Here is a 23,944-nt window from a genome sequence, read left to right as displayed (position 1 = left end):
CGCCTAGCCCTCTGCAAAAATCAGCACAACGCTAACAAAAAAAAAGAAACGGAGAAGTATATTCCCCGTCTCTTTCTTATTTTGCTTCTAATTCTTCTTTATCGTAAATCGGCACCCAGCCCTCTTTTGTAACGAAAATTCTTACGGCTACGACTTTGCGGTCTTCCTGAAGTGTAAAATAGTGGCGGATGTTTTCAGGAACGGAAATTAAATCGCCTGGTACGAGCTCAACATTGAAGAAAGAACCGTCCTTTGCTTGGATAATGAAAACTCCATGCCCGCTGACAATGAATCTTACTTCATCATCTGTATGGTGGTGTTCCTGTTGGAAATTTTTCAGCAGTTCTTCAAGATTAGGAGTTTTGTCAGAAAGTGAAATGATATCCTGCGCCTGATAGCCGCGTCTTTTGGAGATATCCTCTATTTCTGTTTTGAAAACTTGCAGGATCTCTTCTTTTTCTTCATCAGACAAATCATACTTTTCCTCTAAATGTTCTGGAAGCTTTTGAATATCCCAGCTTTCATAAATGACTTCCTGCTTTTCTAAAAAAGCTGCGACTTGATCCTGATCGCTGAGTCTTTCACCTGTATTTTGAAAATAAATCGTTGCCATTGTTCTTCCCCCTATTAGTTAATTGATAAAGCGCTGAATTGCTTGAGTTTCAGATGATACGAGAATAGAAATTCGCAAGCTTCTAAATATTTTTTTGCTTCAAAGGCGTTTCTTCCCCATACAGTTATTCCATGATTCCTGATCAGAACGGCACCGGCATCTCCATGGACATGCTGGCCAAATACGCTGGCGAGCTCGGGAATGTCGGCATGATTCGGAATGATGGGAATGGTGAAGGAGGCATCTTCGTCCCAAAGGCCAAAAGCTTTAATAATTTCCTGTCCCGTGAAGGTTATCTGCCCTTCGTGAGCATATAGCTCAGAAATCACATTGTTGTCCACCGTATGAACGTGCAAACTGCATCCAGCGTTCGTTCTTGTATAGACCTCGATATGAAGCTGAGTTTCAGCAGATGGCTTCAATGCTGTTTCTTCCGCCGGCTGCCCGCTGCCGTCAACAAGCAAAAAATCCTCCGAACTTTCCTTCCTCTTATCTTTGCCGCTCGCCGTCACATAAAAGGTTAATGGCTCACTGGCCGTTTTGATTGCAAGATTGCCGCTTGTAGCAGGAAACCAGTCTCTTTCTGCAAGCTCCCGTTTCACTTCAGCCAGCTCACGCCAGCGCTGTTCCATAATCGTTCTCACACACTCACCCTCCTCTTCTCTAAAATGCTCACAACATCATGGAATGTTTCAAACGGTTCGAATGATAAATACTGTTCTTTCACCTTATCCAGCAAATAGTCCCTTGCAATGACAAAGTCAGCCATTTTTGCTGCTTCCAGGTCGGTAACAGAATCTCCGATTACAATAATTTCCTGATCAGCGCTGGCAATACCTCGAATGATGGAGGGTTTGCAGCAGCCGCACTCCATTTCACACCCGCTGTCTGCATCACATGGATGCGGCCATTGAATAAGGATTTGTTCCCCATGAAAGTCCGCCTCATTGCAATAGATTTTTTGCTGCTCAATTTGACTAGTAAGAAGAGGATGAACAAAAAAATCAATTCCTCCGCTTACAATGTACAATTCGATCCTCTGCTCTTTTGCATAGGCTGCAAATTCAATAAATCCTTCCCGAATTTCGGCTTGATTTAAAACATAAGCGGTGATTTCTTCTCGTTTAGAAGAAGGCAGCAGGGAAAACATTTTGCCGACCCCTTCTTTAACTGAAATGGTTCGATTAAGGACCTGATTCTTTAGCTCCTCCCATTCAGGAGGGGCAAACTGCTTCATGATTTCGATAATGTTGTCATTTTTTGTGATGGTTCCATCGAAGTCGCAAAATATGACTGGCTTCATTTTGCCGCCTCGTACTGGCCCCAGAGCTTTAGGGCCTTTTCCAGGTGCTCATTCGTCCTTGCTTTTTCTTCAAGTGTTATGCCTTCAAGAACCGCATCAACGGCTGAACGAAATGCTGCTGCTCCTCCTTTAGCCCCGTTCGGATGGCCATGAATCCCGCCCCCCGCATTGATGATGCTGTCATTTCCAAAATCCTTCATGATAACCGGCACCAGTCCAGGATGTATTCCAGCTGAAGGTACTGGAAATACTTTTTTAAATGGAGAGGAGACTGTACATTCCTCAGCTATTCCGAGGGCCTCTTTTCTCTTCAGTGCCACACTGCCGTATGGAGACGGAAATAAAGAAAAATCTGCTCCAGCCGCGCGGATTAGCTTTCCCAGAATTAGAGAATACGAGAACCCATATCGGTCTGATGCTGCGAACGCCCCGCTCACAGCAGGATGAGCCATGATAGGAACCGGTACTTCATCATCCTCTGCCAGTGATTGCAAGACATCGAGCCCGTAAGCATGAACATTGAATAGTAAAGCAGTGGCTCCAGCCTCTGCAGCGAATCTCGCTTTGTCGCGGATTTCAGACGTTCTTCCTGTAAGATTGACAGCATATAGAGCATTCTTTCCTGTCTCTTCCTTCAGCTGCTTTATGATTTGGCCGCCTCGCTTCACTCTTTCAAAAAATGGAGTCAGCGGATTTTCAAAGAGAATTTCATCATCCTTTACTAAATCCATCCCGCCGGCAAGCTGATCAAACAGCTGCTCCTCTAAATAATGTAAATCCTTGCCAATCACCCCTTTAAAAATGCTCATTAGGAGCGGCCGGTTATATACGTTAATCCTCTCTCTAATTCCTTCAATGCCAAATTTAGGCCCTGGAAAATGCTTTGCCAATGAATCAGAAAAGTCTAAGTCTAATAGCTTCACTTCACCGTCCAATGAAAGTTTCCCGAAAACCGTGGTTAATATGGCCGGCAGGTCGGAACTGAAATTGACTGAAGGATAAGCAATTTTAATAAGACCCTTTGTATACTTTCCTTCAAGATCTGTGTCTTTCTCCAGTTCTTCCGCTGAAATGACGGTTCCCTTATGCTTTTTCAGCTGCTCTTTTTCAAGCTCGGGCAAATCAGTCCAGGAACCGATTGTCAGTCCAAGAGCAATTCCTTCTGCTTTTTTTTCTAAATTTCCCTTCCGGTCATGAACAAGATAGGTTGCGATAATTTCACTCATTTTTTTGTCCCTCGCTTTTGGTGAAAAAATAAAAAGCCCCTTCATCACAAGAGAAGAGGCTTTGCATCATTCATTCTGCAGTACCTTATCCCTCAGCATGTCTGCTGCAAGAATTAGCACCGTGCCTGAACATGATTCGTTCGGGTCGGTTGCCGGGCTTCATTGGGCTAGTCCCTCCACCTGCTCTTGATAAGTACAATATAGACCTGCATGGCATCTGCAGGTTTAAATTTTCAATTAATTTGGATTATTACAGGAATTGAGTGCTCTGTCAACCTATTTTTTACTTTGCTTAATCGGCCGTCACAAATATCCCAAGCTTTGAAATGCGGGCAGCTGCTTCCTCAATCCGTAATTCATCTGTCAGCAAACCAACTCGGAGATATCCTTCTCCATATTGCCCAAAGCCATTGCCCGGTGCGGTGACTACATGCGCTTTCTCTAAAAGAATATCGGAAAACTCCTGTGATGTGTATCCATCCGGCACCTTAAGCCAGGCGAAAAAACTTCCCTTCGGCGCCTGAATATCCCAGCCAATGCCGCGAAAAGCGTTTACCAGTGTATTTCTTCGTTTCTCATACATTTGGACAAGTTTTTGTGTGCTGCCTCTCTCATCGAGCAGCGCTGCCTCAGCTGCATCCTGAACCGCACCAAACACACTAACATACATATGGTCTTGATATAAATTGATTGCATTTATGACGGATGGATTACCTGCCGCAAAGGCCACCCTCCATCCTGCCATATTGAATGTCTTGGAAAGCGTATAAATTTCAATTCCGACTTCCTTTGCGCCAGGTGTCTGGAGGAAACTGACGGGTTTTTCTCCATCAAAACCAATGGCTCCGTATGCGAAGTCATGCACGGTGCAAATATGATGCTTATTGGCCAGGTCAACCGTCTTTTCAAAAAACGCTTTATTCGCGGCAGCTCCTGTTGGGTTGTTTGGATAGTTCAGGAACATAAGCTTCGCAGAGTCCAAAATGGCAGACGGAATTTCCGTATAGTCCGGCAAAAACTGATTTTTCTCAAGCAATGGCATCGTGTGCATCTTCGCTTCTGCCATTTCGACTCCAGACCAGTAATCCGGATACCCTGGATCCGGTATGAGAGCAATCTCCCCTGGATTCATCAGACATTGAGGAAGCTCCACAAGACCTGCTTTCCCTCCAAAAAGGACCGCAATTTCCGTTTCTGGATCCAATGTAACCCCGTATTCTCTTTCGTAAAATCCTGCGGCTGCTTCCTTTAGTGATTGTTTTCCTCTGAATGGAGAGTACTTATGATTGGCCGGATCACCCGAAGCCTTTTGTAGTGCTTGTACAATATGCTCAGGGGTGGGCTGATCAGGATTCCCCTGGCCGAGGTTGATTATGTCATGCCCGGCTTTCACTTTGGCAGCCGCCTTCTGTGCTAACGAGGCAAAAAATTGCTCAGGCAAGCGATTAAGCAAGCGCGATGGTTCAAAAAACTTCATTTTTTTCACCTTCTCAAAAAATTCTTGAAATTCTAGTCCAAAATCATATAGTGTTAGTAACAAAAAGTAAAGCTAAAATTTACCTGAAGGAAGCTGGTCTGAAATGAAACGAACCATTTGCTGCATACAATTCGATATTGCCTTTGGGGATCCTGAAGAGAATAAAAAGCGTGTGTCTCTTGCAATGGAAGAGGCAATAAGTAAAGAAGCGCCGGACTTTCTCATTCTTCCGGAATTGTGGAATACAGGCTACGATTTGACAAGACTTGAAGTCATCGCAGATGAAGAAGGCATTGACTCTAAAGCTTTCCTTTCAGAGCTTGCAAGAAAGCACAGCGTTAATTTGATAGCGGGGTCCATTGCGAAAAAATCCGGCCATGAAGTAACCAATACGATGCTTATCTTTGATCGTGAAGGAAATCTGATTCATGAATACAGTAAGCTGCATTTATTTAAGCTGATGGATGAACATCATTATCTGACAGGCGGGAGAGAAAGCGGGCTATTTATGTTAGACGGTGTACACTGTGCAGGGTTTATCTGCTATGACATCCGTTTTCCGGAATGGATGCGCGAGCATGCCGCAAATGGTGCAGAGGTGCTCTTTGTTGCTGCAGAGTGGCCACTTCCGCGCCTTCACCACTGGAGATCCCTTCTTATAGCGAGAGCCATTGAAAATCAGGCATATGTTGTTGCCTGCAACCGCTCCGGTTCTGATCCTAATAATCAGTTTGCCGGTCATTCACTCGTCATTGATCCATGGGGAAATGTAATAGCTGAAGCTGGGGAGAGTGAAGAAATACTGAGTGCGGAATTGGATTTTAATGAAATTGCGGGGATTCGAAAACAAATTCCTGTTTTTCAGGACCGGCGTCCGGAATTTTATCAATCATTTGTAAAAAGGGATTGACAGTACTGCTCTTAAGCTGGTAACATTTTCATCAAGTGATTACGAAACAATTAAAACATTCAAAAAATTAAACATACTCTTATCGAGAGTTGGGAGAGGGAATTGGCCCGTTGACCCCAACAGCAACCGACCGTAATACCATTGTGAAATGGGGCGCAGCAGCAAGCGCCGGGGCTTATCGCTCCGCAAGGCACGGTGCTAAATCCGTCAGAAAGCAAATGCTTTTTGGGAGATAAGAGGTGCGAAGACTGCCTCTTCAAGCCTCTTTCTCAAAATGAAAGAGGCTTTTTCATGTTCAATAAATTTTTTATCACCACCTCAGGAGGGAAAATTACATGGCAATCGCAAATACATCGCTTTACGAACCGCTTATTGAAAGCACTGCCTCAGCACTTGCAGTAAGGCTTGGACTTTTTGAAGACAATCTTGTTCTTAATTGTGAGGAAATCGGAGATGGAAACTTGAATCTCGTATTCCATATAACCGATCCAAAATCGGGCAAAGGAGTTATATTGAAGCAGGCCCTCCCTTATGCAAAAGTAATCGGCGAATCGTGGCCGCTTACATTGGACCGGGCAAGAATCGAAAGCAGCGCCCTTGTTAAACAGGCAGAGCTTGCTCCGGGATTGGTTCCTGAAGTTTATTACACTGACCAGACACTTGCCATTACTGTAATGGAGGATCTTTCACATTTGCAGATTGCAAGAAAAGCACTGATGGATAGAAAAAAACTTCCGCTGCTCGCTGAACATATCGGAACGTTTTTGGCCCGTACACTTTTTTACACAAGCGATTTCGCCCTGAAACCACATGTTAAAAAACGGCTTGTTAAGCAATTTACGAATCCTGATTTATGCAAAATCACCGAGGATTTCGTTTTTACGGATCCCTTCTTCGACTTTGAATCCAATGATTTTGAACCGGAGCTTCGGGAGGCTGCTGAAAAACTTTGGGAGGATACACACGTAAAGCTCGAAGTTGCTAAATTGAAAAGAAAGTTTTTGACGGAGGCAGAAGCACTTCTTCACGGGGATCTTCACACAGGCAGTATTTTTGTAAGTGAGACGGAAACAAAGGTTATTGATCCTGAATTTGCTTTCTTTGGACCGATTGGATTTGATCCGGGCCAATTCATCGCAAATCTGCTTCTCAACGCGTTATCTCGAGAAGAACAGGATCAGGATTTTATTTTCGAGGCCATTGAAAAAGCCTGGAACACATTTGAAGTGGAATTTTCGGCAGCGTGGAAAAAGGACAGCTTAGAGCGTTTTTCGGAAGTAGAGGGCTATCTTGAGCATACGCTGGAGCAAATTTTTGAGGATACGATCGGATTTGCAGGGTGTGAAGTCATCCGCAGAACAATCGGGCTTGCCCACGTTGCAGATCTCGATACCATTGAGCCCTACAGCCGCAGAATAGAATCAAAAATCCAGGCACTGGAATTAGGGAAAAAATTAATCAAAAACCGCCTCAACATCAATGAGCCTGGCCAGCTAAAACGCTTTTTCCGGCATGCAATTGCCCGTTAACTAGGAGGATTTACGAACATGACAAAACACTCTTTCACAATCCCCCGTTCTGTAGAATGGAAGGAAACCTATATTTCTTTGCTAGACCAGCAAAAGCTGCCTGGAATTACCGAATACATTGAATTAAATTCAATCCAGGAGGTCTGGCATGCTATCCAAACCTTGAAGGTCAGAGGGGCACCGGCAATCGGCATTGCAGCTGCATTCGGACTTGCGCTGTCTGCATCACGTTACGGGGAATCAGACATTAATTCTTTCCTGGCTAAACTCCATGAGGAAAAAGACTATCTGGCTGGATCACGGCCAACAGCTGTTAATCTTGCCTGGGCACTCAACCGTTTAACCGCCTCCTGCAGCCAGGTGAAATCGGTGAATGAAGCCAAAACCAATCTGATCCATGAAGCCATCCAAATTCAGGTAGAGGATGGGGAAACATGCAGGCAAATTGGACAGCATGCATTAAAGCTCTTTAATAAAAGTGACCGCATTATGACGATTTGCAACGCTGGTTCCATTGCTACAGCCCGTTACGGGACCGCTCTTGCACCCTTTTATTTAGCGAAGGAACAGGATTTTCCGCTTCAGGTATATGCCTGCGAAACCCGGCCTGTCCTTCAGGGGGCAAGGCTGACGGCTTGGGAACTGATGCAGGCTGGAGTCGATGTCACACTCATTACCGACAACATGGCTGCCTTCACAATTCAGCAGAAGAACATTTCCGCCATCATTACCGGGGCCGACCGAATCGCCCGCAATGGAGATACAGCCAATAAAATCGGCACATATAACCTGGCCATACTCGCTAAGGCCTTTGAAATCCCATTTTACATTGCAGCCCCCCTCTCCACGTTTGACTTCAGCATCGATTCCGGTGCAGAAATACCGATTGAAGAGAGAGATTCAAGAGAAATCACGGAGATTGCAGGCACAAGAATTGCACCTGAAGGAATAGAGGTTTATAACCCTGCATTTGATGTTACCCCAGCAGATTTAATATCAGGCATTGTTACGGAAAAAGGCGTTCTTACCGGGGATTTAAAGGCTGGAATCAAGGAGCTGTTTGCTGATAAAGTACGCTGAATTGGAGAAGATTCTTTAGCGCTCTTTATTAGCTGCCGGCAAAGTGAGACAGGCATTTTTTTAACCTGTTATACCCTGCCATGCCGGGCATTCCTCCCCGGCATGGCACCAGCAGCTACCATTAATTTCCCTCTATCCCGGCCCACAATTCCTTCGGGTTTAATTCATAAATGCTGTTGTCACGGTACATGATCCCATTTACAATAAATTCTCTCCTAATGGTAGCAAAGTCTTCGTGATACAATTTTATGGCTTCATTGATTTCCTTTTCTTTGTATTTTCTGCCTGGCTCGAAATCTTTTGCTATGTAGAAGAGCACCATAAGTTTGCGCTTTCGCTGAGAAGGTATGGTTTTAAGTTTTCCTTCTTTCGTCAAGTAGTTTTGAACGACTTTCATGTGTTCCCCTGTCAACTCCTTCATTCCATTCCCCTCTTTCGGCTGCATAAGCTGAACGATATCGCTTGCATGCTTTTCAATAACTTTTTCCTGCAGAAAGTAATAGATGGTGTTCTTTTCACGTTTTTGATGAACTAGATTCATCTCTTTTAATTTGGTCAAATGGTGGGTGATGGTTGGAGGGGTGAGGCCTAATATCCCCGCCAGAGCCTGACCGTGCTTAGGACCATCGGATAGGATTGCAATGATCCTCAGCCTGGTAGGGTCACCCATTGCTTTATGAAATTGGACTAAACGATTTAGCTGCACATGCACATCTCCTCATTAGACATATATCTAATTAGATAATAATCTTATCAGTTTGATTTGTCAATTATTTCTGCAGCTTAACAATCGCATCCGTTTGCTCTTTGGAAAGCAGATTCATCTTATGAAAAAGAACCGCATATGCTGCAACCTTTGCCGTTCTGCCAGGTTTAATCATGATTCCTCCTCCTTTTTCCCTAGGGCAACTTTTTTAGTTTTACTAAATAATATGTCGCTTTGTCACATTTGTGACAAGCGGCATATCAAACCTTAAAATTAAAGTTTGCTGCATAGGCACGATTGAATGGATATACCCGATTTTAGCTTTAAGGCCTCATCTGACCCGCTGCTCCTTTAAAACATTATTTTCTAATCAAAAAACAAAAAAAACCGGATGTCCTATAACACCCGGTCTTACATCTTATTGAAACAGATTATCTAAACTCTACCTTTTCCAATCCCAGCAGAATCGCTTTCAGATCGGTTTTCGTTCCTGCATAACCCGTTAGCGATTTGTTTTTTCCGATTACTCTGTGACATGGCACAAGAATTGGCAGTTTATTTGCTTTGTTCGCTTGACCCACAGCCCGGACAGCCTTTGGACTGCCGGCCTTTTGTGCTAGTTCTGCATAGCTGAGAGATTCCCCGAAAGGAATTTCTCTAAGCGCATCCCAAACCCTCATTTGAAATGGCGTTCCTTCTGTAGAAAAAGGAAGCTCAAAATGAGTCCGTATTCCGCTGAAATATTCCTGAAGCTGTTTTCTCGCTTCAATCAGGACAGGGTATTCTGCAGGTTCCCCATTGAATGGAGAAAGCTCCGTTTCCGGAAGCAGAACCTGCGTAATTGAAGTCCCGTCTGAAACAATCGTCAGCACACCAATCGGTGAGTTGTATTGAATGAAACCTTTCATTTTTCACACCTCATTCGTCCCTGCGGGAAGGGTAATGTAGAACGTCGTCCCTTTTCCTACCTGACTTTCCACTTTCACCTTCCCGCGATGTTCTTCTATTATTTTATAGCTTACCATAAGTCCGAGGCCAGTACCCCGATCCTTCGTTGTATAGAAGGGTTCCCCCAGTCTTTTAAGCTTATCTTCAGGTATTCCATTTCCTTCATCCTTAATGGATATACAAAGACTGTCCGGCCCCTTCATTTTAAGAATCGTTAGGACTTTGCCTCCGCCCGGCATCACTTCAATAGCATTTTTCAATATATTGATAAACACCTGTTTCATTTGATTTGGCTCACAATAGATGGAAGGAATTTCGCCATCGGTAATGAGCTCCATCTGAACATTTGAAAATATGGCCTGTGCGTTTAGAAGCTCCATTGTATCTTTCATAATTTTTACGATGCTGTTTTGCTCAAAGTGGATGGCTTGTGGTTTTGCGAGAACAAGAAATTCCGTGATAATCGATTCAATCCGGTTCAATTCTGATTTAATGACATTAAAATACATGCTGAAATCGTCTTTTACACTGCCTTCAAGAAGCTGGATGAAGCCTTTAAGGGCTGTCATCGGGTTGCGTATTTCATGAGCTATGCCCGCGGCAAGCTCTCCAACCACATTTAGTGTGTCTGACTTCCGCAGCCGTTCTTCAAGCTCCTTCCTTTCAGTTATATCTCTGAAAATGGCAAGATGCATGTTTTCATTTAAATTCAGCTTTAAGGAAAAATCCAATATCCTTGTTTGACCGTGCTTAGATGTCAGGAGAATTTCTTCTGTACCTTCTTCTTCCTTTTGAAATTCCGCAAGAAAGTCGGAAGGCTGCTTGCTCTCATCCGGGAATAGCATAGCGTACAGGTTGCACTGTTCGATTTCTTCATGCGGCATTTCAAAAATTTTAGCTGATACAGGATTTGCAGCCATAATGTCGTAATTGCTGTCAAACAGGATAATTCCTTCCAGCGCTCCATTAAAAATTTTCCGGAATTTCTCTTCACTCTGCCTTAATTCTTTTTCCATCCGATTCCGGTCACTTACATTTCGGAGAATGGTCAAATGCTGTCCTTCAAACACATTCGCCTTGGACGTGAATTCCAAATGCTTGCATTGCCCATTAGGCATATAAAAATGAAGTTCCTGACGAATCGATCCCGTTGTCATATATTGTTTAAAGGCAGAAAGATAGCGGGGATCCGCTAAATCCAGGAAATCCGTTATCGAACTCTTAAGAAGCCCTTCCATTGGGAGCTCGAAAATACGTGTTGCCCACCGATTCGCCTTTAAGATCTGCCCTTTTTTATCCCAAATAATAATCGCATCCATGGCATTCTCAAATATTTCACGGAAGCGTACTTCGCTTTTATGAAGCTTGGCCTCCATGGATTTTTTTTCAGTAATATCCCGCATGATTGACATATAGTAACCATTAAGTACATTAGAGGTCGCTGTGAATTCAAAGATCTTACGGGTACCGCTCTTCAGTCTTACAGGCAAATCCCCTTTAGCTTTTCCAGCTTTAGAGAGGAGGGACCACGTCTCTTCAATTTTATCGCGGCTCTCTTTATCGATAAAATCTTTCAGTTTATAGGAAGAAAGCTGATTTTTTTGAAGTTCAAAGCTATGGCAAAATGAGGTATTGGCATCCACCAGCCTGCCATGGTGATCATATATAACAATCCCGTCCAACGCGCGATGAAATAGATCCTGAAACATTTTTTCATTAATAGACCGTTCTCTCTCCAGCATTTTTTTCGATGAAACGTCACGCATGATGGACAAATCGTAATCTCCAATAGCTTTTCTTTTAGCGGAAAACTCAATAAATTTCAGCTGTCCATTCTTAAGCTTAATAATTATCTCCTCACTGAGTGAGCCTGTTTCAGATAGCTGCTCCCGCTGCCTTTTAATCTCCTCATTAGGAAACATGGCAAGATAATCATATAACGATTTTTCCAACAGCACTTCTTTCCGTTCATTAAACAGACTGCATGCTGCTTCATTGACATCTATAAAATTCATATTTTGATCAAAAATAATAATAGCATCCAAAGCCTGGTCGAAAATAACCTGATGTTTGGCAAGCTCTGCCAGCAAATGCTGATTTTCCTTTTTAAGACGGTCCAGTTCGCTATTAAGCTGAGCAATTTGCGCCTCTTCTATTAGCTGACTCATCCCCCGTACACTCCCTTTTTTCCCCATATCATTTATCATTAATTTCTACATTTAATTCTATTGTCCTCCCATCCTTGCTGTATTAAGTCGCGATTTGAAAAAAAACCGCCATTTAACGTAAATATGGCTGGTTTGTTTCGTCTGATACATATTTCACAATTGTGTAACAAGCTGATTAAATCCGTCTCACAATAGCTGCTAAAGGCAGGAAACACATTTTATTTTGTTTTACACTGGTCTGGCATGGGTAAAATGTATTTACAGAATTACAGGAATTGCCGATTTAAAAGCATGTTCAGGCAGGTGATGTGAGTTGAAAACAAGAGACAGCTACTTTGATAATGCGAAATTTTTATTGATTATTCTTGTCGTATTTGGCCATCTCATCCGTTCTTTTATAGACAATAATGATGTCATGCTTCACATTTATAAATTTATCTACACGTTTCATATGCCAGCCTTTATTCTCGTTTCAGGCTATTTTGCCAAGGGATTCAGGAAAGAAGGCTATGTAGGGAAAATTGCCAAAAAGCTGATTGTTCCCTATTTGATTTTTCAGGGGATTTACTCTGTTTATTACTATCTGATTCAGAAGCAGGATAAAATCGAACTCAACCCTCTTGATCCTCAGTGGTCGCTATGGTTTCTGCTCAGCCTGTTTTTCTGGAATCTGATGCTGTTCCTTTTCACAAAAACAAATTGGAAAAACGCACTTGCTCTATCATTCTTGCTTGGGATAGGAATCGGGTATGTTGATTTTGCGAATAACTTTTTGAGTATCGGCCGTACATTTGTGTTTTTTCCGCTCTTCTTGATCGGGTATTATATGAAAAGAGATCATTTTTACAAATTGACTTCTGTAAAGGGAAGAACCATTTCACTCCTTTTTCTTGCCTTTACATTCAGTATGTATTTCTTTTTGCAGTTTGATTTTGAATGGCTTTTCGGCTCCAAGCCCTATTCGGCATTTGGCCAGGAGATTGCAGTCAGCGCCCTCATCCGTACAAGTTTTTACGTGATGACAGTCGCTTCTACTCTAAGCTTTCTGGCTATCGTGCCCCAACGGGAGGCATTCTTCACGTCATGGGGCACGAGAACCTTTTACGTATACCTCCTGCACGGTTTTATTATTAACGGGATTCGTAACAGTCCGGCAGTTGAATGGCTGGCTGATTACCAAAGCATCGCCATTTATGCAGCTGCAGCAATTGCTGTAACTTTCCTCCTGTCATCGAACTTCGTAAAAACCTGGACAGAGCCGATGATTGAGTTAAGGGCAACCAGTTTAAAAAGAAAATGGAAATCACTCCAGCAAACGTAGTTTAAGGAGTATTTAAAAATGCCTTTCGAAGAGCACGAATATGACAACCCGGAAAAGCTGGCATGAGCATTTCCGGGTTTTTGTATTCCATTAATGATTACTAAGGATTACGAATTGTAACATTGTTCATGATCCATAATTGGCAAGGCTGATTGGAAAGGAAGGCGCGAGACTCCTGCATAGAGCAGCGGGACAGGTGAGATTCAGCAGGCGCAAAACGGCGAGGAGACTCACCTGCCGCCCAAGGATAAGCAAGCGCCTGCTACCTGCAATCAACAGCCAAGTTTAACTGAGCTTTTATGAAAAATGTTTCCCCAGCGCTGTTATGTGTTAAAATAGGTAATGTTTTAAAGAAACAACTATTCTTATTAAAAGTGGTGTAAAAACATGAACATTGTGCTCAGCACATTAAACGCAAAATACATTCATACAAGCCTGTCGATCCGTTATCTTAAAGCATACGCTCAGCCGGAATATGAGCCGGAGCTTGCCGAATATACGATTAAAGATCCATCCATTAATATCGTAAGCGACTTGTTCAAACGCAATCCTGATGTCATTGGATTCAGCTGCTATATTTGGAATATCGAAGAAACGATTAAGGTTATCAATATGCTGAAGAAAATTAAACCGGAGCTTGTGATCGTCCTTGGGGGACCCGAGGTTACCTATGATGTTCTGGACTGGATGGAAAGAATCCCTCAAGCTGACTATATTGTGATTGGCGAAGGGGAACAGACGTTTAAACAGCTGCTTCAGGCAATTGATCAAGGTCTTCCCATGAAAACGGTGAATGGAATTGCTTACCGTGAGGACGGTAAAGTCCGAATTCAGCCGCAGGCAAACAAGCTTGATTTAAAAGAGCTTCCATCTCCATTCCGTTTTAAAGAGGATCTCTCAAGCCTTTCTAAACGGGTAACATATGTAGAAACAAGCCGGGGATGTCCATTTAGCTGCCAATTCTGTCTTTCTTCTATTGAAGTCGGCGTCCGCTACTTCGATCGCGAGAAAGTGAAAGAGGATATCCGATTCCTGATGGAGCACGGCGCTAAAACCATTAAATTTGTTGACCGGACCTTTAACATTAGCCGAAGCTATGCAATGGAAATGTTTCAATTTCTTATTGATGAGCATCGCCCTGGAACCGTCTTTCAATTTGAAATTACAGCGGATATCATGAGGCCGGAGGTTATCCAATTTTTAAACGATAACGCTCCAAAAGGACTGTTCCGCTTTGAAATCGGTGTTCAGTCTACGAACGATGAGACAAATGATCTCGTCATGCGGAGACAGAACTTCAGCAAATTAACGAGGACAGTTATGATGGTAAAGGAAGGGCAGAAAATCGAGCAGCATTTAGATCTTATTGCTGGCCTCCCCGAAGAGGACTACCATTCATTTAAAAAGACTTTCAATGACGTATTCGAGATGCGCCCTGAGGAACTTCAGCTCGGATTCCTGAAAATGCTTCGCGGCACAGGGCTGCGTTTACGAGCCGCTCAGCATGATTATGTATACATGGACCACTCGCCTTACGAAATCTTAAAAAACAACGTATTAACCTTCGATGATATATCACGGATTAAGCAAGTCGAGGATGTTTTGGAGAAATATTGGAATGACCATCGTATGGACGAAACGGTTGAGTATCTTGTTCAGCACGTGTTTCCATCTCCATTCGATTTCTTCCAGGATTTCGGAACGTTTTGGGATGAACAGGGGTGGAGCAGGATTGGCCATCAGCTGGAGGATTTGTTCAAAAGGCTCCGTGATTTTATTGAAGCAGCCGCACCTGACCACCTTGAGGCAGCCACAGCATTTATGACGTTTGATTATTTGAAAAATCAGCGCTATAAACCAAGAAAAGCATTGTGGGATGATGCAATGCTTGCTAAAGAAGAGCGCGATTTATTTTACAGGCAGCTTATGGATCAGCCGGAGCTTCTCGGGGCAGCTTATCAGAAGAATCCGCTTTCTGAGAAAGATTTGTACAAACATACAATCGTCGAAAAGCTTCCATTTGACCTGGGAGAATATAAGATGAATGGCACCGTTGTAATGAATGCAGCAACATGGATTCTCGTCCATTACGATCCTTCAGAGAACCGTCCGCATATCTTTACTGCAAACGAAAGCCCGGATCATATCCGGGCAGTCTGAAAGTGAGAGCTAAAGCTCTCACTTTTTCTTTTTGTCTGATTTTGATTTGCGTTTAAGCTCTTCCTTCAATTCATAAATTTTGGCGGAATTTCCATCACCGAATTCGCTGCCAAACTCCTGCTCCAAAAGATCAGCATTCATTGGTTTTTTATGATTTTGAAGGTCTTTGCTTTTGACGTGCTTTTTACTCATCGGTTACTCTCCGACTTGCCCTGCATTCCTTTTTTGGAATTGCGGTTTGCATATTTTTGAGGGTTCTCATGATTAAATTCTGCAGCAATCTCTGTCTTTGCCATGCTTTCGGATGGAGTATTGTTGTTTTTTAGAGCTTGATGGCTTGCAGCTTTTCGTTTCATAAATATCCCCCTAAAAATTGAATGTACAGCAGCGGAATCATCCGCAAGGTTAGTTTAATCCGGTTTAATCTTTTTCATCCTTCCAGTTTCTTCAGTTCTTTTCCTGCTGGCCATACGCGATCAGCACAATTTCTTCGCCCGTCCGGCTGCGGAAGTCTTCTTCAAACTGCTGCAGCTGACTAAGCTCCTCTGAATTCAATTCTGCAACCGGAAACTGCTTTTTAGCATTCATCCCTTATCACTCCCCTCACCTATGAGTGTTTCCTTCACTGGAATTCTTATGAATGCAAGGAGAGAATGAGAGGCTTAATTCTAATTATTATCCAATAATGATTCTTTCTGTAGGATATTTGAAATTGGCTTCAATTTCCTTTTTCCCCATCATAAGAAGGAGAGTAACAATTCCAATTCTGCCGATAAACATTAGTAAAATGATGATGATCTTTCCAATAGTACTCAAATCCGCTGTTATTCCAAGTGACAGCCCCGTCGTACCGAAGGCTGAAGACACTTCAAACAGGATCTCAAGAAGTGTAAAAGACTCTGTTGCAGCCAAAATAATAGTGGAAGCAAAGCAAATCATCACAGCAACAATGGTTACAACAAGGGACTTTGTAATATCAGCTTCATGGACTTCTCTTTTGAAGAGCTTTAAGGATTTAGCTCCCCGGGCAAAGTGATAAATAAAGAGAAGATTAAGCGCAAACGTGGTTGTCCTGATCCCTCCTCCAACAGAACTCGGAGAAGCACCGATAAACATAAGCAGGCACATAAACAGCAGAGTGGAATCACTAAACTGTGACACATCCATCGTCGCAAGGCCGCCGCTTCTCGTTGTTGATGACTGAAAAAGTGCGTAAAACAAGGATTCATGCCAGGGTTTATCCTTGAAAAAATGCTGAGAATCAAGGAGCAGGATGCCAATGGTTCCAAAGGCAAGCAAACCAAGAAATGTTATGGATGTTACTTTAGCAAAAAGTGTAAACCGGTGTTTTTTTTCATGAAAGAGGTACGTTTTAAGCTCAATTAAAACGGGAAATCCAATTGCTCCCAGCGTCAAAAGCAAAATGTTAATAAACTGTATGAAATAATCCTTTGCAAAGGGGATGAGCGATTGCCCGGTTATATCAAACCCTCCATTTGTCGTTGCACTGACTGAAGCAAAAAAGCCATGAAGATATGCTTCCTGCCAATCAGGATAGTATTTAAGCATATATGTACCCAGAATAAGCCCGCCAACAATTTCAATAGCCAGAATTAAAATAAGAATTTGTTTCAACAGGTTTACCAGACCTGAAAGGTTTGACTGATTCTGATCGGTCATGATCAGCTTTCTTTCCTTCAGTCCAATCCGCCGTCTTAAAACCAGCCATACAAATGTGCTTAGTGTCATAATTCCAATTCCGCCGAATTGAAGAATGAAGGCAAGAATAAAGTACCCAGGTGTCGTAAATGTATCTTTAATAGATATAGTAGAAAGTCCAGTGACACTTACAGCACTAACCGAGGTAAATAAAGCATCAATAAATGTCCATTCCGCTTCCGGTCTCCTGGCCAGGGGCAGGCTTAATAGGAGGATGGAAACCGTTACTGCAATAAAATAGTACGTCACAATAAGTTTGGCAGGTGAAAGCTTCTGCCTTCTAAGCCTCAGATCAATTCGCATAAGTAACCATCCTTTTTTTGATCAGCTTCCATGAAAAAAATAAGGGATTAAAAAACCCTTTTAAAACTTTTAGTGTAAAGCGTTTACAAGCCATGGGGCTTTGCATTAAAATATGATTATTAAATTTATACCAATTTTCCTATTTTTTTCAACAAAATTCGAGTGAACGGGGTTCAAAACAATGTACTTGAGAAAAAAATCATCGATCGGCCGGAAATATGGACTAGTCTTTTATACGTGTCTTACTCTAATCATTATTGCCTTTATCTTTATTTTATTTTCCTTATCTTCCACTCTTCAAACCGTTAAAACAGCAGAGAGAAAGTCCGATGATGCATTAAAAGTCGCTGCTGCCTCCGCAATTTTCAAGCAAAAATACATCGTGATTACTGATTACCTGACAAAGGCGGCACCTGAAAATGAGAGCGCCTACACAGATCAGGTAAAGGAAATGAATCAAACATTCAGCCAGTTGAAAAACAGCATATCCAACAAAGAACAGGTGCTGCTTCTTAATGCCGCCAAATCGATGAATGGCGAGCTGGATAAATTGTTTGAAAACCGCATAAAAACAGAGCTTCAGGCGGTGTCAAGCAAAGGCGGTGTTTTGGACCCCCTGAAACAAATAGAGCTTCAAAACCGTGCTGCTGTAATTAGGGACGTCAGTAATGAAAAGCTGATGGCACTTGGAAGACTGATTTCAGAAGACAGAACGAAGATGATCGGCCAAACTGAACAAAATTCCAAAAACCAAATCTTGCTTTCGTCAGGGTTTATTGCAGCCTCGATTCTGTTATCTGTTCTTTTGCTGTCGGTTGTAAGCAGAAGAATCCGCAAACAGCTCTCACAGGCTGTCAGCATGTGCAAGGAGCTTGCAGCAGGCAATCTCCTTACAGAGGATTTGCATTTTAATTCCAAAGATGAAACGGAAGATATCTCGATTGCGATGAACAGTCTTAAAGCGGAACTTAAACGTTCGATTCAGGAGATCTTCGCCCTTTCAGAGCAAGTCAGAGGCATGTCTGGTCATTTGAAGGAAAACACTGAATCAACCTCTGAAGGTACCGATCAGATAACACAGTCCATCCTCCAATTAGCTTCGGGTTCTGAACAGCAGGTGCAATCCATTCAGCAGGCAGCATCATCCGTTACTATGATTGCCGCACAGCTGAATGTCGCAGCAGCAGAATCAAATGAAGCAAGCCTTTTGAGTGCTGATTCATCAGTTAAAATCAAACAAGGCAAAAACCATGCAAATGATGTAATGATTCAGATGGAAACCATCTTGAATCATGTAGAACGTCTCGAGAAAACCATTCAGAATCTTGAAGAAAAATCACAAACAATTACGGCCATTGCCTCCATGATCACGAGTATTTCAGAACAGACCAATTTGCTTGCACTAAATGCAGCCATTGAAGCTGCTAGAGCAGGCGAGCACGGTAAAGGATTTGGCGTTGTTGCATCAGAAGTTAGAAAATTAGCTGAGCAGACAGCAGGCGCAGCAGGCAGCATTCAGGAAATCCTCCAATCAACCCAGCTGGAAACCGCTTCTGCTTCTAAGCTTATGAAAGAGAGCTCCGAAGCTGTTGCAAAGGGAAATCAGCTGGTTTTAGGAGTCGACGAATCATTTAAAACCATCTCTACTCATATTAAACAGCTGGAGAAAAAAAGTCAGGAGGCTGAAAAAGCTGTTCTGAGCGTTAAGAAACAGATGGATGTCCTTAATGATGCAACAGGCCATATCGAAAATGTCAGCAGATTGACGAATGAGAGCATTGAACATATTGCAGCCACGACTGAAGAACAAAATGCTGTTATGCAGGAAATGCTTAATTCCTCCCATGTGCTATCATCACTTTCAAAGAAATTCCGAGCTTCTTTTTCAGCCTACAAAATATGAAAAGCTGGCCTCAAGTGAGGTCAGCTTTTTTTTAGCAGCTTGGGCTTTTCCTGGTTTAACGCTGTTCCAATCTAGCAATCCGATCCTGTAGGTCAGGGTGTGTGGAGAAAATGGAACGTTTTCGTTTGCTGTTTATTTTCAGAGTAGCAAGAGAAGTATCATCATCTCTTGTGCGCTGAGTATAGTTCTGAAGGCTTCTTAATGCATGAATCATTTTATCTTTACCTGCGAAGTCCGCTCCGCCGCGGTCAGCATGGTATTCGCGATAGCGCGAGAAGGCAAATACGACAAGACTTCCCAAAATAGAGAAAAGGATCTGGAATACCAAAATCGCAATAAAATGGACAACTCCTGCAAGTTCTTCGCGGACAAATCTTGATACTGCCCATGCGGCAACTCTTGCGAGGAACACGACAAATGTATTGACAATCCCTTGAAGAAGGGTCATCGTCACCATATCTCCATTAACGATATGGGCAATTTCATGGGCAAGAACACCATCAATAGCGTCCTCATCCATTTCTTCAAGCAAGCCGGTTGATACTGCTACGAGAGAGCGGTTCTTGGAAGGACCTGTAGCAAATGCATTTACCTCCGGTGAGCGGTAAATCCCAACCTCCGGCATGACCCGCATACCTGCAGTCCGTGCAAGTTGATGAACGCGTTCGACCAGGTCTCTTTCAATAGGGGAAAGATTGTCTTCAGGTTTTAATACCTGAACCCCCATCATCATTTTCGCCATCCAGCGGGAAATGGCCAGGGAGAATAAAGAACCTGTAAAACCTACAACTGCACTGAAGGCAAGCAAAGTTACAAGGTCGATTCCGCCAGAAGCCGTTATATAGTTGCCAACGCCTAAAACGGATAGAACGATCCCTATTGTTGTAATGACCAGGATGTTGGTTAATATGAATAATCCAATTCGTTTAAACATTTTTCACCTCATAGTTTCAAGTTCATATGAACTTATTATACAATAATTATAATTCCATCTTCATTGTATGACAAGTATTAGGGTTTCAGAAGAGGAAACAAAGAACAGGATGATAAAAGAGGTGCACGATGAAAGAACCTAAACTTACCCGGCTGGAGATGTCAGGGCTGCTTCACGCACTTGATCTTCAGAATGGATTAGAGCTTGAGAATTTTCTCAGCAAATGGAATCAGCATGCCAGTGCGATTTTGCCGGATTTCGTAAAACGATTTAAACGCAGCAGCGGAGCCGTCACAGGACTCTCCACAAATGACATTGTTGCTCTCGGTAACCTTTGTGAGCTGACAACCTTTAAGTCCACATCCATTCAAAACTGGATTAAGCGCGACATCAAAGGCTTGATTGGGCACCCCGAGCTTGGAAAAAAATATTCGATTGACCAAGCTGTCATTCTGCTGATTGTAAGAGATCTAAAAGCCACCTATGATTTTGAAACAATCCGCAAAATGCTAAACAGGCTTTTCAACACCATTTCAGACAGGACAGACGACCTGATCAGCCCTGTTGATTATTATGAGGCATATGCGGTCGTACTCGATAAACTGCTCAATGAAGCTTTTCATTTTCCTCCAGCAAGTGATATCGAAGAAAAAATAGAGCTGGAAGCAGAGATTATCCGGACTGCATTTCCCTCCATACCGGATCAAAACTGGACGCTGATCAAACCAGTCCTCGTTCTGACTGTATTCTCAGTCCTCTACTCTCATCTGTTAAGCAGAGCTCAAGCATACCAGGAAAATCATCTGGATACGCTGTAACGAATGGAGCGACTTTTTCACTAAAAAAGACAACAGAATGCTACCCGCTTTTCTAGCTTTCACCAGAGTACCTTCAGATATTACCTGCATGGTGAACTTAGTCCCTTGGTTTTCCATGAATAGTTTGAAACGGATGAATAAAAATAGAGGTACAGCCTTGAGGCTGTGATTGATTGTAAAAGAGGAAGGAGGAGACGAAATGGCAAGAACAAATAAACTGCTCGTACCTGGAGCAGAACAAGCTCTTAACCAATTTAAAATGGAAGTAGCACAAGAATTCGGAGTATCACTCGGAAAAGACACGACTTCCCGTTCAAATGGCTCTGTAGGCGGCGAGATGACAAAACGGCTTATTGCCCAGGCACAGCAAAGCCAGCATGGAAAAACTGAATAATAATGGATGGATCGCCGTGTTAATCTGCACGGCGATCATTATATGTAGAACACTGTACTTTAGAATGAGATTATTTCAGCTGATCTTGCTTTATGGTTTCTTTATTAGGCTCAATAAGTGTGCTGCGATCAGATGCAGGATTCAGTTCCTGCAGCCCTTGTTCCAGGTTTTTTTCAGGCTCTTGCTCAAGCTTGTTTTCATTTTTTTTAACGTCCGGTGCAGAATAATTTTCATCCGTTTTATTTGAAGGGCTCTTAACTCGCCCATTCAGTTTTTTAGCGTTGCTTTTTTCTTTATTATAGGGCTCTTCTGCAGCTTTTTGTATTTGCTTGTTTGCTTTACGCTGATCCTTATTTTTTTCATTTTTTTCACGAAATTTGTCTTTTAGCTGCTTATCTTTTTTTTTATCATTCTCATCTTCGTCATCATAATCCTCTGAATGAGAATCGTCGTTCTCTTCCTTTTCCCAATCATCCTTGCCAGAATCCTCATCTTCATGGATAAAGCTTCTTTGCTCAGTATTATTCTCATTGTGTTCCTGCTTAGGAGCAGGAATAGGAGCAGACTCATCGCGTTTAGGCGGGACAGCTGGGGGCTGCTTCCCCTTCTTTTCCATTTCTTTTAAAGCTTTCGGGTCAGGCTCTTGTTTACCGGTGGCAGGTTTTTGGTCACGGCATGATGGTGCCTTGCACGTTTTATCATCTGATTCAGGTTTGCTTTCTTTCACTTTCGGAGCTGGAGTAATGGACTTGTCTTGTTTTCCGCCAGGTACAGGCTTGTTCTCTTTATCGTCAGAAGATTTGCCTGTCTTCTCAGAGGGTTTGTGATTTCGAATGTACGTGCCTGTAGATACCCCTTCAGATTTCGCTTTTTTACGTGTTTCCATATCTGATTGAACGGTTTCGATTATAAGCGGATCTGCTTTGTATGTGCTTTTCATCATTTGAACACGATTGAGCAGATTTGCTTCGAATTTTTTATCATTCTTGCGGTCGACAACTGTGGTAATGAAGATTTCTTTGCCGCTTTTCGTATATCCCATTGTTCTGCTTTGATTAATGATGCTATTGACCACTGACTGGAAACCTTGTTTGTTCCAGTTAGGGAAAGATGAAAGAAGTTTCTCGCCGTCTTCATTCAGAGGCTCTAATTTAACCACTTCCATGTTTCCGTTGATCGCTAGCTCAAAGCTGGGATTGATATCGATCGTCATGTAGGCATAAACTTTGTCTGAATTAAAAACTGGATACAAGCTGAAGAAAATTAAAATAATAGCGATAGCTGTAACAAATCCAATCCTTAATTGCTGCAACCCGAATAAGCCACGGCGTTTTGGAGAAGCAGCTCTGGACGCTTCGGCAACGTTAAACGTTATTTCTTCTCCTAGCTGATAGTGGCTTTTCACATCCCGGGTTTTGACAAAGTGCCCGTCTGCTGTAAGGACAATTGCAAAATCATCCTTCAGATCGATGATGACCCCTCGTTTCATGCTTCAAGCACTCCTTTAATGTAATCCTTAAGATAAAGATAGTCCCCAGTCATAATTACGGCCATAGCGATAATGTACTTTCTATTCCGTTCCACGGTTTTCCGGCTAACGGAAACAAGTTTTTCCAGCTGCTTGACCGGGAGCTGTTTTTTCTGAAAAAGAATTTTTACTAATTCATCATGCTCAACAAGTATTTGCGCAACTTGAATTGCATTCTGCCTTGCATCAATATGCTTTGGAGAATGATCAATCAGGTCCGCAATGGTCAAGCTGAATTCTTTAAGGACTCCCTGAAAATGGAGGATCTCTTCTTTCCTGTGTTCCTGTTCTACTAACTTTTGATATTCATCAATGGATAAATCCGCTTCAATTTTACTTTGGGATGCTTCTCCCTCTTCATGTTCCTGCAAATCCATATTGACGGTTTGTGCATTTCGGGCTTCTTTACGGATATAATCAATCACTTTTCTCTTAATGATCAGCTCCGCAAAGGCAAGGAGTGAGTTTCCCCGCTCTGTTGAATACTTTTCAATGGCTTCATTGAAGGCGATTAATCCTATACTGAATTCATCATCTGTTTCGTCTATGTACCTTTTGCAAACAGATGAAACGGTCTTTGCAATAAAGGGTTTATATTGATCAATCAATTTATTTTGCAAATCCAAATCTCCATTTTGGATTTTGAACACGCTGTCTTCTAGTGTATTTTTTTTCCTGCCAAATTTGAATAAAAGGCTGAGCAACGGTTTCACCTCAGTTTCTCCCGATCATACTGCGTTAATCATAGCTAAATTATGAATAGAGCGCAAAGGAAGAAATTTGGAATTATCTATATAACCAGCACCAATGCTTGATACAGCCCTTTTTCACAGTCGAAAAAACATGGATTCAAAAGACATCTTTACATCATTTCAGCCATTTTTTTATCAAAAGCCTACTATAT

Annotated in this window: 23 protein-coding genes and 2 riboswitches; of the genes, 8 read left to right on the top strand and 15 right to left on the bottom strand. The window is 42.5% G+C overall.

All coding sequences use genetic code 11. The features are described from left to right. Positions 1–76 precede the first annotated feature (76 nt). The 5 genes from WCV65_RS07680 to WCV65_RS07660 all read right to left on the bottom strand — a co-directional run bounded on the left by WCV65_RS07680 (position 77) and on the right by WCV65_RS07660 (position 4,619). Positions 77–613 (bottom strand): cupin domain-containing protein, encoded by a 537-nt coding sequence (locus WCV65_RS07680; RefSeq protein WP_338781336.1) that lies wholly within the window; start codon positions 611–613, stop codon positions 77–79. 14 nt (positions 614–627) lie between these two features. Then, positions 628–1,245: a methylthioribulose 1-phosphate dehydratase gene (locus tag WCV65_RS07675; protein WP_338782207.1), complete on the bottom strand. Its 618-nt coding sequence runs from the start codon at positions 1,243–1,245 to the stop codon at positions 628–630. An 8-nt stretch (positions 1,246–1,253) separates the two neighbouring features. Further along, positions 1,254–1,916 (bottom strand): 2-hydroxy-3-keto-5-methylthiopentenyl-1-phosphate phosphatase, encoded by a 663-nt coding sequence (locus WCV65_RS07670; protein WP_338781334.1) that lies wholly within the window; start codon positions 1,914–1,916, stop codon positions 1,254–1,256. Continuing rightward, positions 1,913–3,142 (bottom strand): 2,3-diketo-5-methylthiopentyl-1-phosphate enolase, encoded by a 1,230-nt coding sequence (locus WCV65_RS07665; RefSeq protein ID WP_338781332.1) that lies wholly within the window; start codon positions 3,140–3,142, stop codon positions 1,913–1,915. Before WCV65_RS07665 ends, WCV65_RS07670 begins: the two co-directional genes overlap by 4 nt. Positions 3,143–3,224: 82 nt before the next feature. Further along, a riboswitch (SAM riboswitch) is annotated at positions 3,225–3,338 on the bottom strand. A gap of 96 nt (positions 3,339–3,434) precedes the next feature. Continuing rightward, positions 3,435–4,619: a pyridoxal phosphate-dependent aminotransferase gene (locus WCV65_RS07660; protein WP_338781330.1), complete on the bottom strand. Its 1,185-nt coding sequence runs from the start codon at positions 4,617–4,619 to the stop codon at positions 3,435–3,437. Positions 4,620–4,722: 103 nt separating this feature from the next. Here WCV65_RS07660 and WCV65_RS07655 point away from each other — a divergent pair, with 103 nt between their 5' ends. The 3 genes from WCV65_RS07655 to mtnA all read left to right on the top strand — a co-directional run bounded on the left by WCV65_RS07655 (position 4,723) and on the right by mtnA (position 8,138). Then, positions 4,723–5,529 carry a carbon-nitrogen family hydrolase gene (locus tag WCV65_RS07655; RefSeq protein ID WP_338781328.1) on the top strand — a complete coding sequence of 269 codons (807 nt, stop codon included), beginning with the start codon at positions 4,723–4,725 and terminating at the stop codon, positions 5,527–5,529. Between the two features lie 76 nt (positions 5,530–5,605). Next, positions 5,606–5,768, top strand: a riboswitch (SAM riboswitch). 96 nt (positions 5,769–5,864) lie between these two features. Continuing rightward, positions 5,865–7,058, top strand: coding sequence for an S-methyl-5-thioribose kinase (mtnK, locus tag WCV65_RS07650; protein WP_338781326.1), 1,194 nt, complete (start codon positions 5,865–5,867; stop codon positions 7,056–7,058). Positions 7,059–7,076: 18 nt separating this feature from the next. Further along, positions 7,077–8,138, top strand: a complete 1,062-nt coding sequence (gene mtnA, locus WCV65_RS07645) for an S-methyl-5-thioribose-1-phosphate isomerase (RefSeq protein WP_338781324.1) — start codon at positions 7,077–7,079, stop codon at positions 8,136–8,138. 121 nt (positions 8,139–8,259) lie between these two features. Here mtnA and WCV65_RS07640 read toward each other — a convergent pair whose 3' ends face one another. The 3 genes from WCV65_RS07640 to WCV65_RS07630 form a co-directional block, all read right to left on the bottom strand. Then, positions 8,260–8,844 carry a metalloregulator ArsR/SmtB family transcription factor gene (locus WCV65_RS07640; RefSeq protein WP_338781322.1) on the bottom strand — a complete coding sequence of 195 codons (585 nt, stop codon included), beginning with the start codon at positions 8,842–8,844 and terminating at the stop codon, positions 8,260–8,262. 431 nt (positions 8,845–9,275) lie between these two features. After that, positions 9,276–9,752: a methylated-DNA--[protein]-cysteine S-methyltransferase gene (locus tag WCV65_RS07635; protein ID WP_338781320.1), complete on the bottom strand. Its 477-nt coding sequence runs from the start codon at positions 9,750–9,752 to the stop codon at positions 9,276–9,278. A gap of 3 nt (positions 9,753–9,755) precedes the next feature. After that, positions 9,756–11,960 carry a PAS domain S-box protein gene (locus WCV65_RS07630; RefSeq protein WP_338781318.1) on the bottom strand — a complete coding sequence of 735 codons (2,205 nt, stop codon included), beginning with the start codon at positions 11,958–11,960 and terminating at the stop codon, positions 9,756–9,758. A 313-nt stretch (positions 11,961–12,273) separates the two neighbouring features. Between WCV65_RS07630 and WCV65_RS07625 the strand changes: the two genes are divergently transcribed. After that, the gene (locus WCV65_RS07625) at positions 12,274–13,281 is read left to right on the top strand and encodes an acyltransferase family protein (protein ID WP_338781316.1); all 1,008 of its coding nucleotides are present in this window, start codon (positions 12,274–12,276) and stop codon (positions 13,279–13,281) included. Between the two features lie 387 nt (positions 13,282–13,668). After that, positions 13,669–15,441, top strand: coding sequence for a radical SAM protein (locus WCV65_RS07620; RefSeq protein ID WP_338781315.1), 1,773 nt, complete (start codon positions 13,669–13,671; stop codon positions 15,439–15,441). Between the two features lie 18 nt (positions 15,442–15,459). Here the strand turns inward: WCV65_RS07620 and WCV65_RS07615 are convergent, their stop codons facing one another. From WCV65_RS07615 to WCV65_RS07600, 4 genes are all read right to left on the bottom strand, one after another. Further along, a complete protein-coding gene (locus WCV65_RS07615) occupies positions 15,460–15,633 on the bottom strand; it encodes a hypothetical protein (RefSeq protein WP_197491616.1) in 174 nt (57 codons plus the stop codon). Next, on the bottom strand, positions 15,630–15,797 hold the full coding sequence (locus WCV65_RS07610; RefSeq protein WP_338781312.1) for a hypothetical protein: 168 nt from the start codon (positions 15,795–15,797) through the stop codon (positions 15,630–15,632). The genes WCV65_RS07615 and WCV65_RS07610 overlap by 4 nt, the downstream gene beginning before the upstream one ends. Before the next feature lie 91 nt (positions 15,798–15,888). Then, positions 15,889–16,029, bottom strand: a complete 141-nt coding sequence (locus WCV65_RS07605; RefSeq protein ID WP_338781310.1) for a hypothetical protein — start codon at positions 16,027–16,029, stop codon at positions 15,889–15,891. An 87-nt stretch (positions 16,030–16,116) separates the two neighbouring features. Then, entirely contained in the window at positions 16,117–17,463 is a 1,347-nt protein-coding gene (locus WCV65_RS07600) for a TrkH family potassium uptake protein (protein ID WP_338781308.1), read from the bottom strand. Between the two features lie 181 nt (positions 17,464–17,644). Between WCV65_RS07600 and WCV65_RS07595 the strand changes: the two genes are divergently transcribed. Next, positions 17,645–19,366 (top strand): methyl-accepting chemotaxis protein, encoded by a 1,722-nt coding sequence (locus WCV65_RS07595; protein ID WP_338781306.1) that lies wholly within the window; start codon positions 17,645–17,647, stop codon positions 19,364–19,366. A 55-nt stretch (positions 19,367–19,421) separates the two neighbouring features. Here WCV65_RS07595 and htpX read toward each other — a convergent pair whose 3' ends face one another. Then, a complete protein-coding gene (gene htpX / locus WCV65_RS07590) occupies positions 19,422–20,300 on the bottom strand; it encodes a protease HtpX (protein WP_338781304.1) in 879 nt (292 codons plus the stop codon). A gap of 128 nt (positions 20,301–20,428) precedes the next feature. On the opposite strand from htpX, the gene WCV65_RS07585 reads away from it, so the two are divergent. Both WCV65_RS07585 and WCV65_RS07580 read left to right on the top strand, forming a co-directional pair. Then, positions 20,429–21,118, top strand: coding sequence for a DUF1836 domain-containing protein (locus WCV65_RS07585; protein WP_338781302.1), 690 nt, complete (start codon positions 20,429–20,431; stop codon positions 21,116–21,118). Positions 21,119–21,317: 199 nt separating this feature from the next. Next, positions 21,318–21,512, top strand: coding sequence for an alpha/beta-type small acid-soluble spore protein (locus WCV65_RS07580; RefSeq protein WP_035409005.1), 195 nt, complete (start codon positions 21,318–21,320; stop codon positions 21,510–21,512). 70 nt (positions 21,513–21,582) lie between these two features. Here the strand turns inward: WCV65_RS07580 and WCV65_RS07575 are convergent, their stop codons facing one another. Together WCV65_RS07575 and sigI are read right to left on the bottom strand one after the other, a co-directional pair. After that, complete coding sequence (locus WCV65_RS07575) at positions 21,583–23,001, bottom strand: anti-sigma factor domain-containing protein (RefSeq protein WP_338781300.1); 1,419 nt, start codon at positions 22,999–23,001, stop codon at positions 21,583–21,585. Then, positions 22,998–23,753: an RNA polymerase sigma factor SigI gene (gene sigI, locus WCV65_RS07570; RefSeq protein ID WP_338781298.1), complete on the bottom strand. Its 756-nt coding sequence runs from the start codon at positions 23,751–23,753 to the stop codon at positions 22,998–23,000. Before sigI ends, WCV65_RS07575 begins: the two co-directional genes overlap by 4 nt. Positions 23,754–23,944: the final 191 nt, after the last annotated feature.

This window comes from Metabacillus sp. FJAT-52054, from assembly GCF_037201815.1.
GTDB classification, from domain to species: Bacteria; Bacillota; Bacilli; order Bacillales; family Bacillaceae; genus Metabacillus_B; species Metabacillus_B sediminis.
Note: the sequence above shows the minus strand (reverse complement) of the source record. Positions and strands in the feature narration are given on the sequence as shown.

Bases quoted from the DNA above. Each gene is read 5' to 3' on its own strand.
- WCV65_RS07665 (WP_338781332.1), bottom strand. From the start codon at position 3,142: ATGAGTGAAATTATCGCAACCTATCTTGTTCATGACCGGAAGGGAAAT.
- WCV65_RS07610 (WP_338781312.1), bottom strand. From the start codon at position 15,797: ATGAAACGAAAAGCTGCAAGCCATCAAGCTCTAAAAAACAACAATACT.
- WCV65_RS07605 (WP_338781310.1), bottom strand. From the start codon at position 16,029: ATGAATGCTAAAAAGCAGTTTCCGGTTGCAGAATTGAATTCAGAGGAG.
- WCV65_RS07630 (WP_338781318.1), bottom strand. From the start codon at position 11,960: ATGAGTCAGCTAATAGAAGAGGCGCAAATTGCTCAGCTTAATAGCGAA.
- WCV65_RS07655 (WP_338781328.1), top strand. From the start codon at position 4,723: ATGAAACGAACCATTTGCTGCATACAATTCGATATTGCCTTTGGGGAT.
- WCV65_RS07675 (WP_338782207.1), bottom strand. From the start codon at position 1,245: ATGGAACAGCGCTGGCGTGAGCTGGCTGAAGTGAAACGGGAGCTTGCA.
- WCV65_RS07580 (WP_035409005.1), top strand. From the start codon at position 21,318: ATGGCAAGAACAAATAAACTGCTCGTACCTGGAGCAGAACAAGCTCTT.
- WCV65_RS07575 (WP_338781300.1), bottom strand. From the start codon at position 23,001: ATGAAACGAGGGGTCATCATCGATCTGAAGGATGATTTTGCAATTGTC.
- WCV65_RS07660 (WP_338781330.1), bottom strand. From the start codon at position 4,619: ATGAAGTTTTTTGAACCATCGCGCTTGCTTAATCGCTTGCCTGAGCAA.
- htpX (WP_338781304.1), bottom strand. From the start codon at position 20,300: ATGTTTAAACGAATTGGATTATTCATATTAACCAACATCCTGGTCATT.
- WCV65_RS07615 (WP_197491616.1), bottom strand. From the start codon at position 15,633: ATGAGTAAAAAGCACGTCAAAAGCAAAGACCTTCAAAATCATAAAAAA.
- mtnA (WP_338781324.1), top strand. From the start codon at position 7,077: ATGACAAAACACTCTTTCACAATCCCCCGTTCTGTAGAATGGAAGGAA.
- WCV65_RS07595 (WP_338781306.1), top strand. From the start codon at position 17,645: ATGTACTTGAGAAAAAAATCATCGATCGGCCGGAAATATGGACTAGTC.
- WCV65_RS07585 (WP_338781302.1), top strand. From the start codon at position 20,429: ATGAAAGAACCTAAACTTACCCGGCTGGAGATGTCAGGGCTGCTTCAC.
- mtnK (WP_338781326.1), top strand. From the start codon at position 5,865: ATGGCAATCGCAAATACATCGCTTTACGAACCGCTTATTGAAAGCACT.
- WCV65_RS07600 (WP_338781308.1), bottom strand. From the start codon at position 17,463: ATGCGAATTGATCTGAGGCTTAGAAGGCAGAAGCTTTCACCTGCCAAA.
- WCV65_RS07620 (WP_338781315.1), top strand. From the start codon at position 13,669: ATGAACATTGTGCTCAGCACATTAAACGCAAAATACATTCATACAAGC.
- WCV65_RS07635 (WP_338781320.1), bottom strand. From the start codon at position 9,752: ATGAAAGGTTTCATTCAATACAACTCACCGATTGGTGTGCTGACGATT.
- WCV65_RS07680 (WP_338781336.1), bottom strand. From the start codon at position 613: ATGGCAACGATTTATTTTCAAAATACAGGTGAAAGACTCAGCGATCAG.
- WCV65_RS07670 (WP_338781334.1), bottom strand. From the start codon at position 1,916: ATGAAGCCAGTCATATTTTGCGACTTCGATGGAACCATCACAAAAAAT.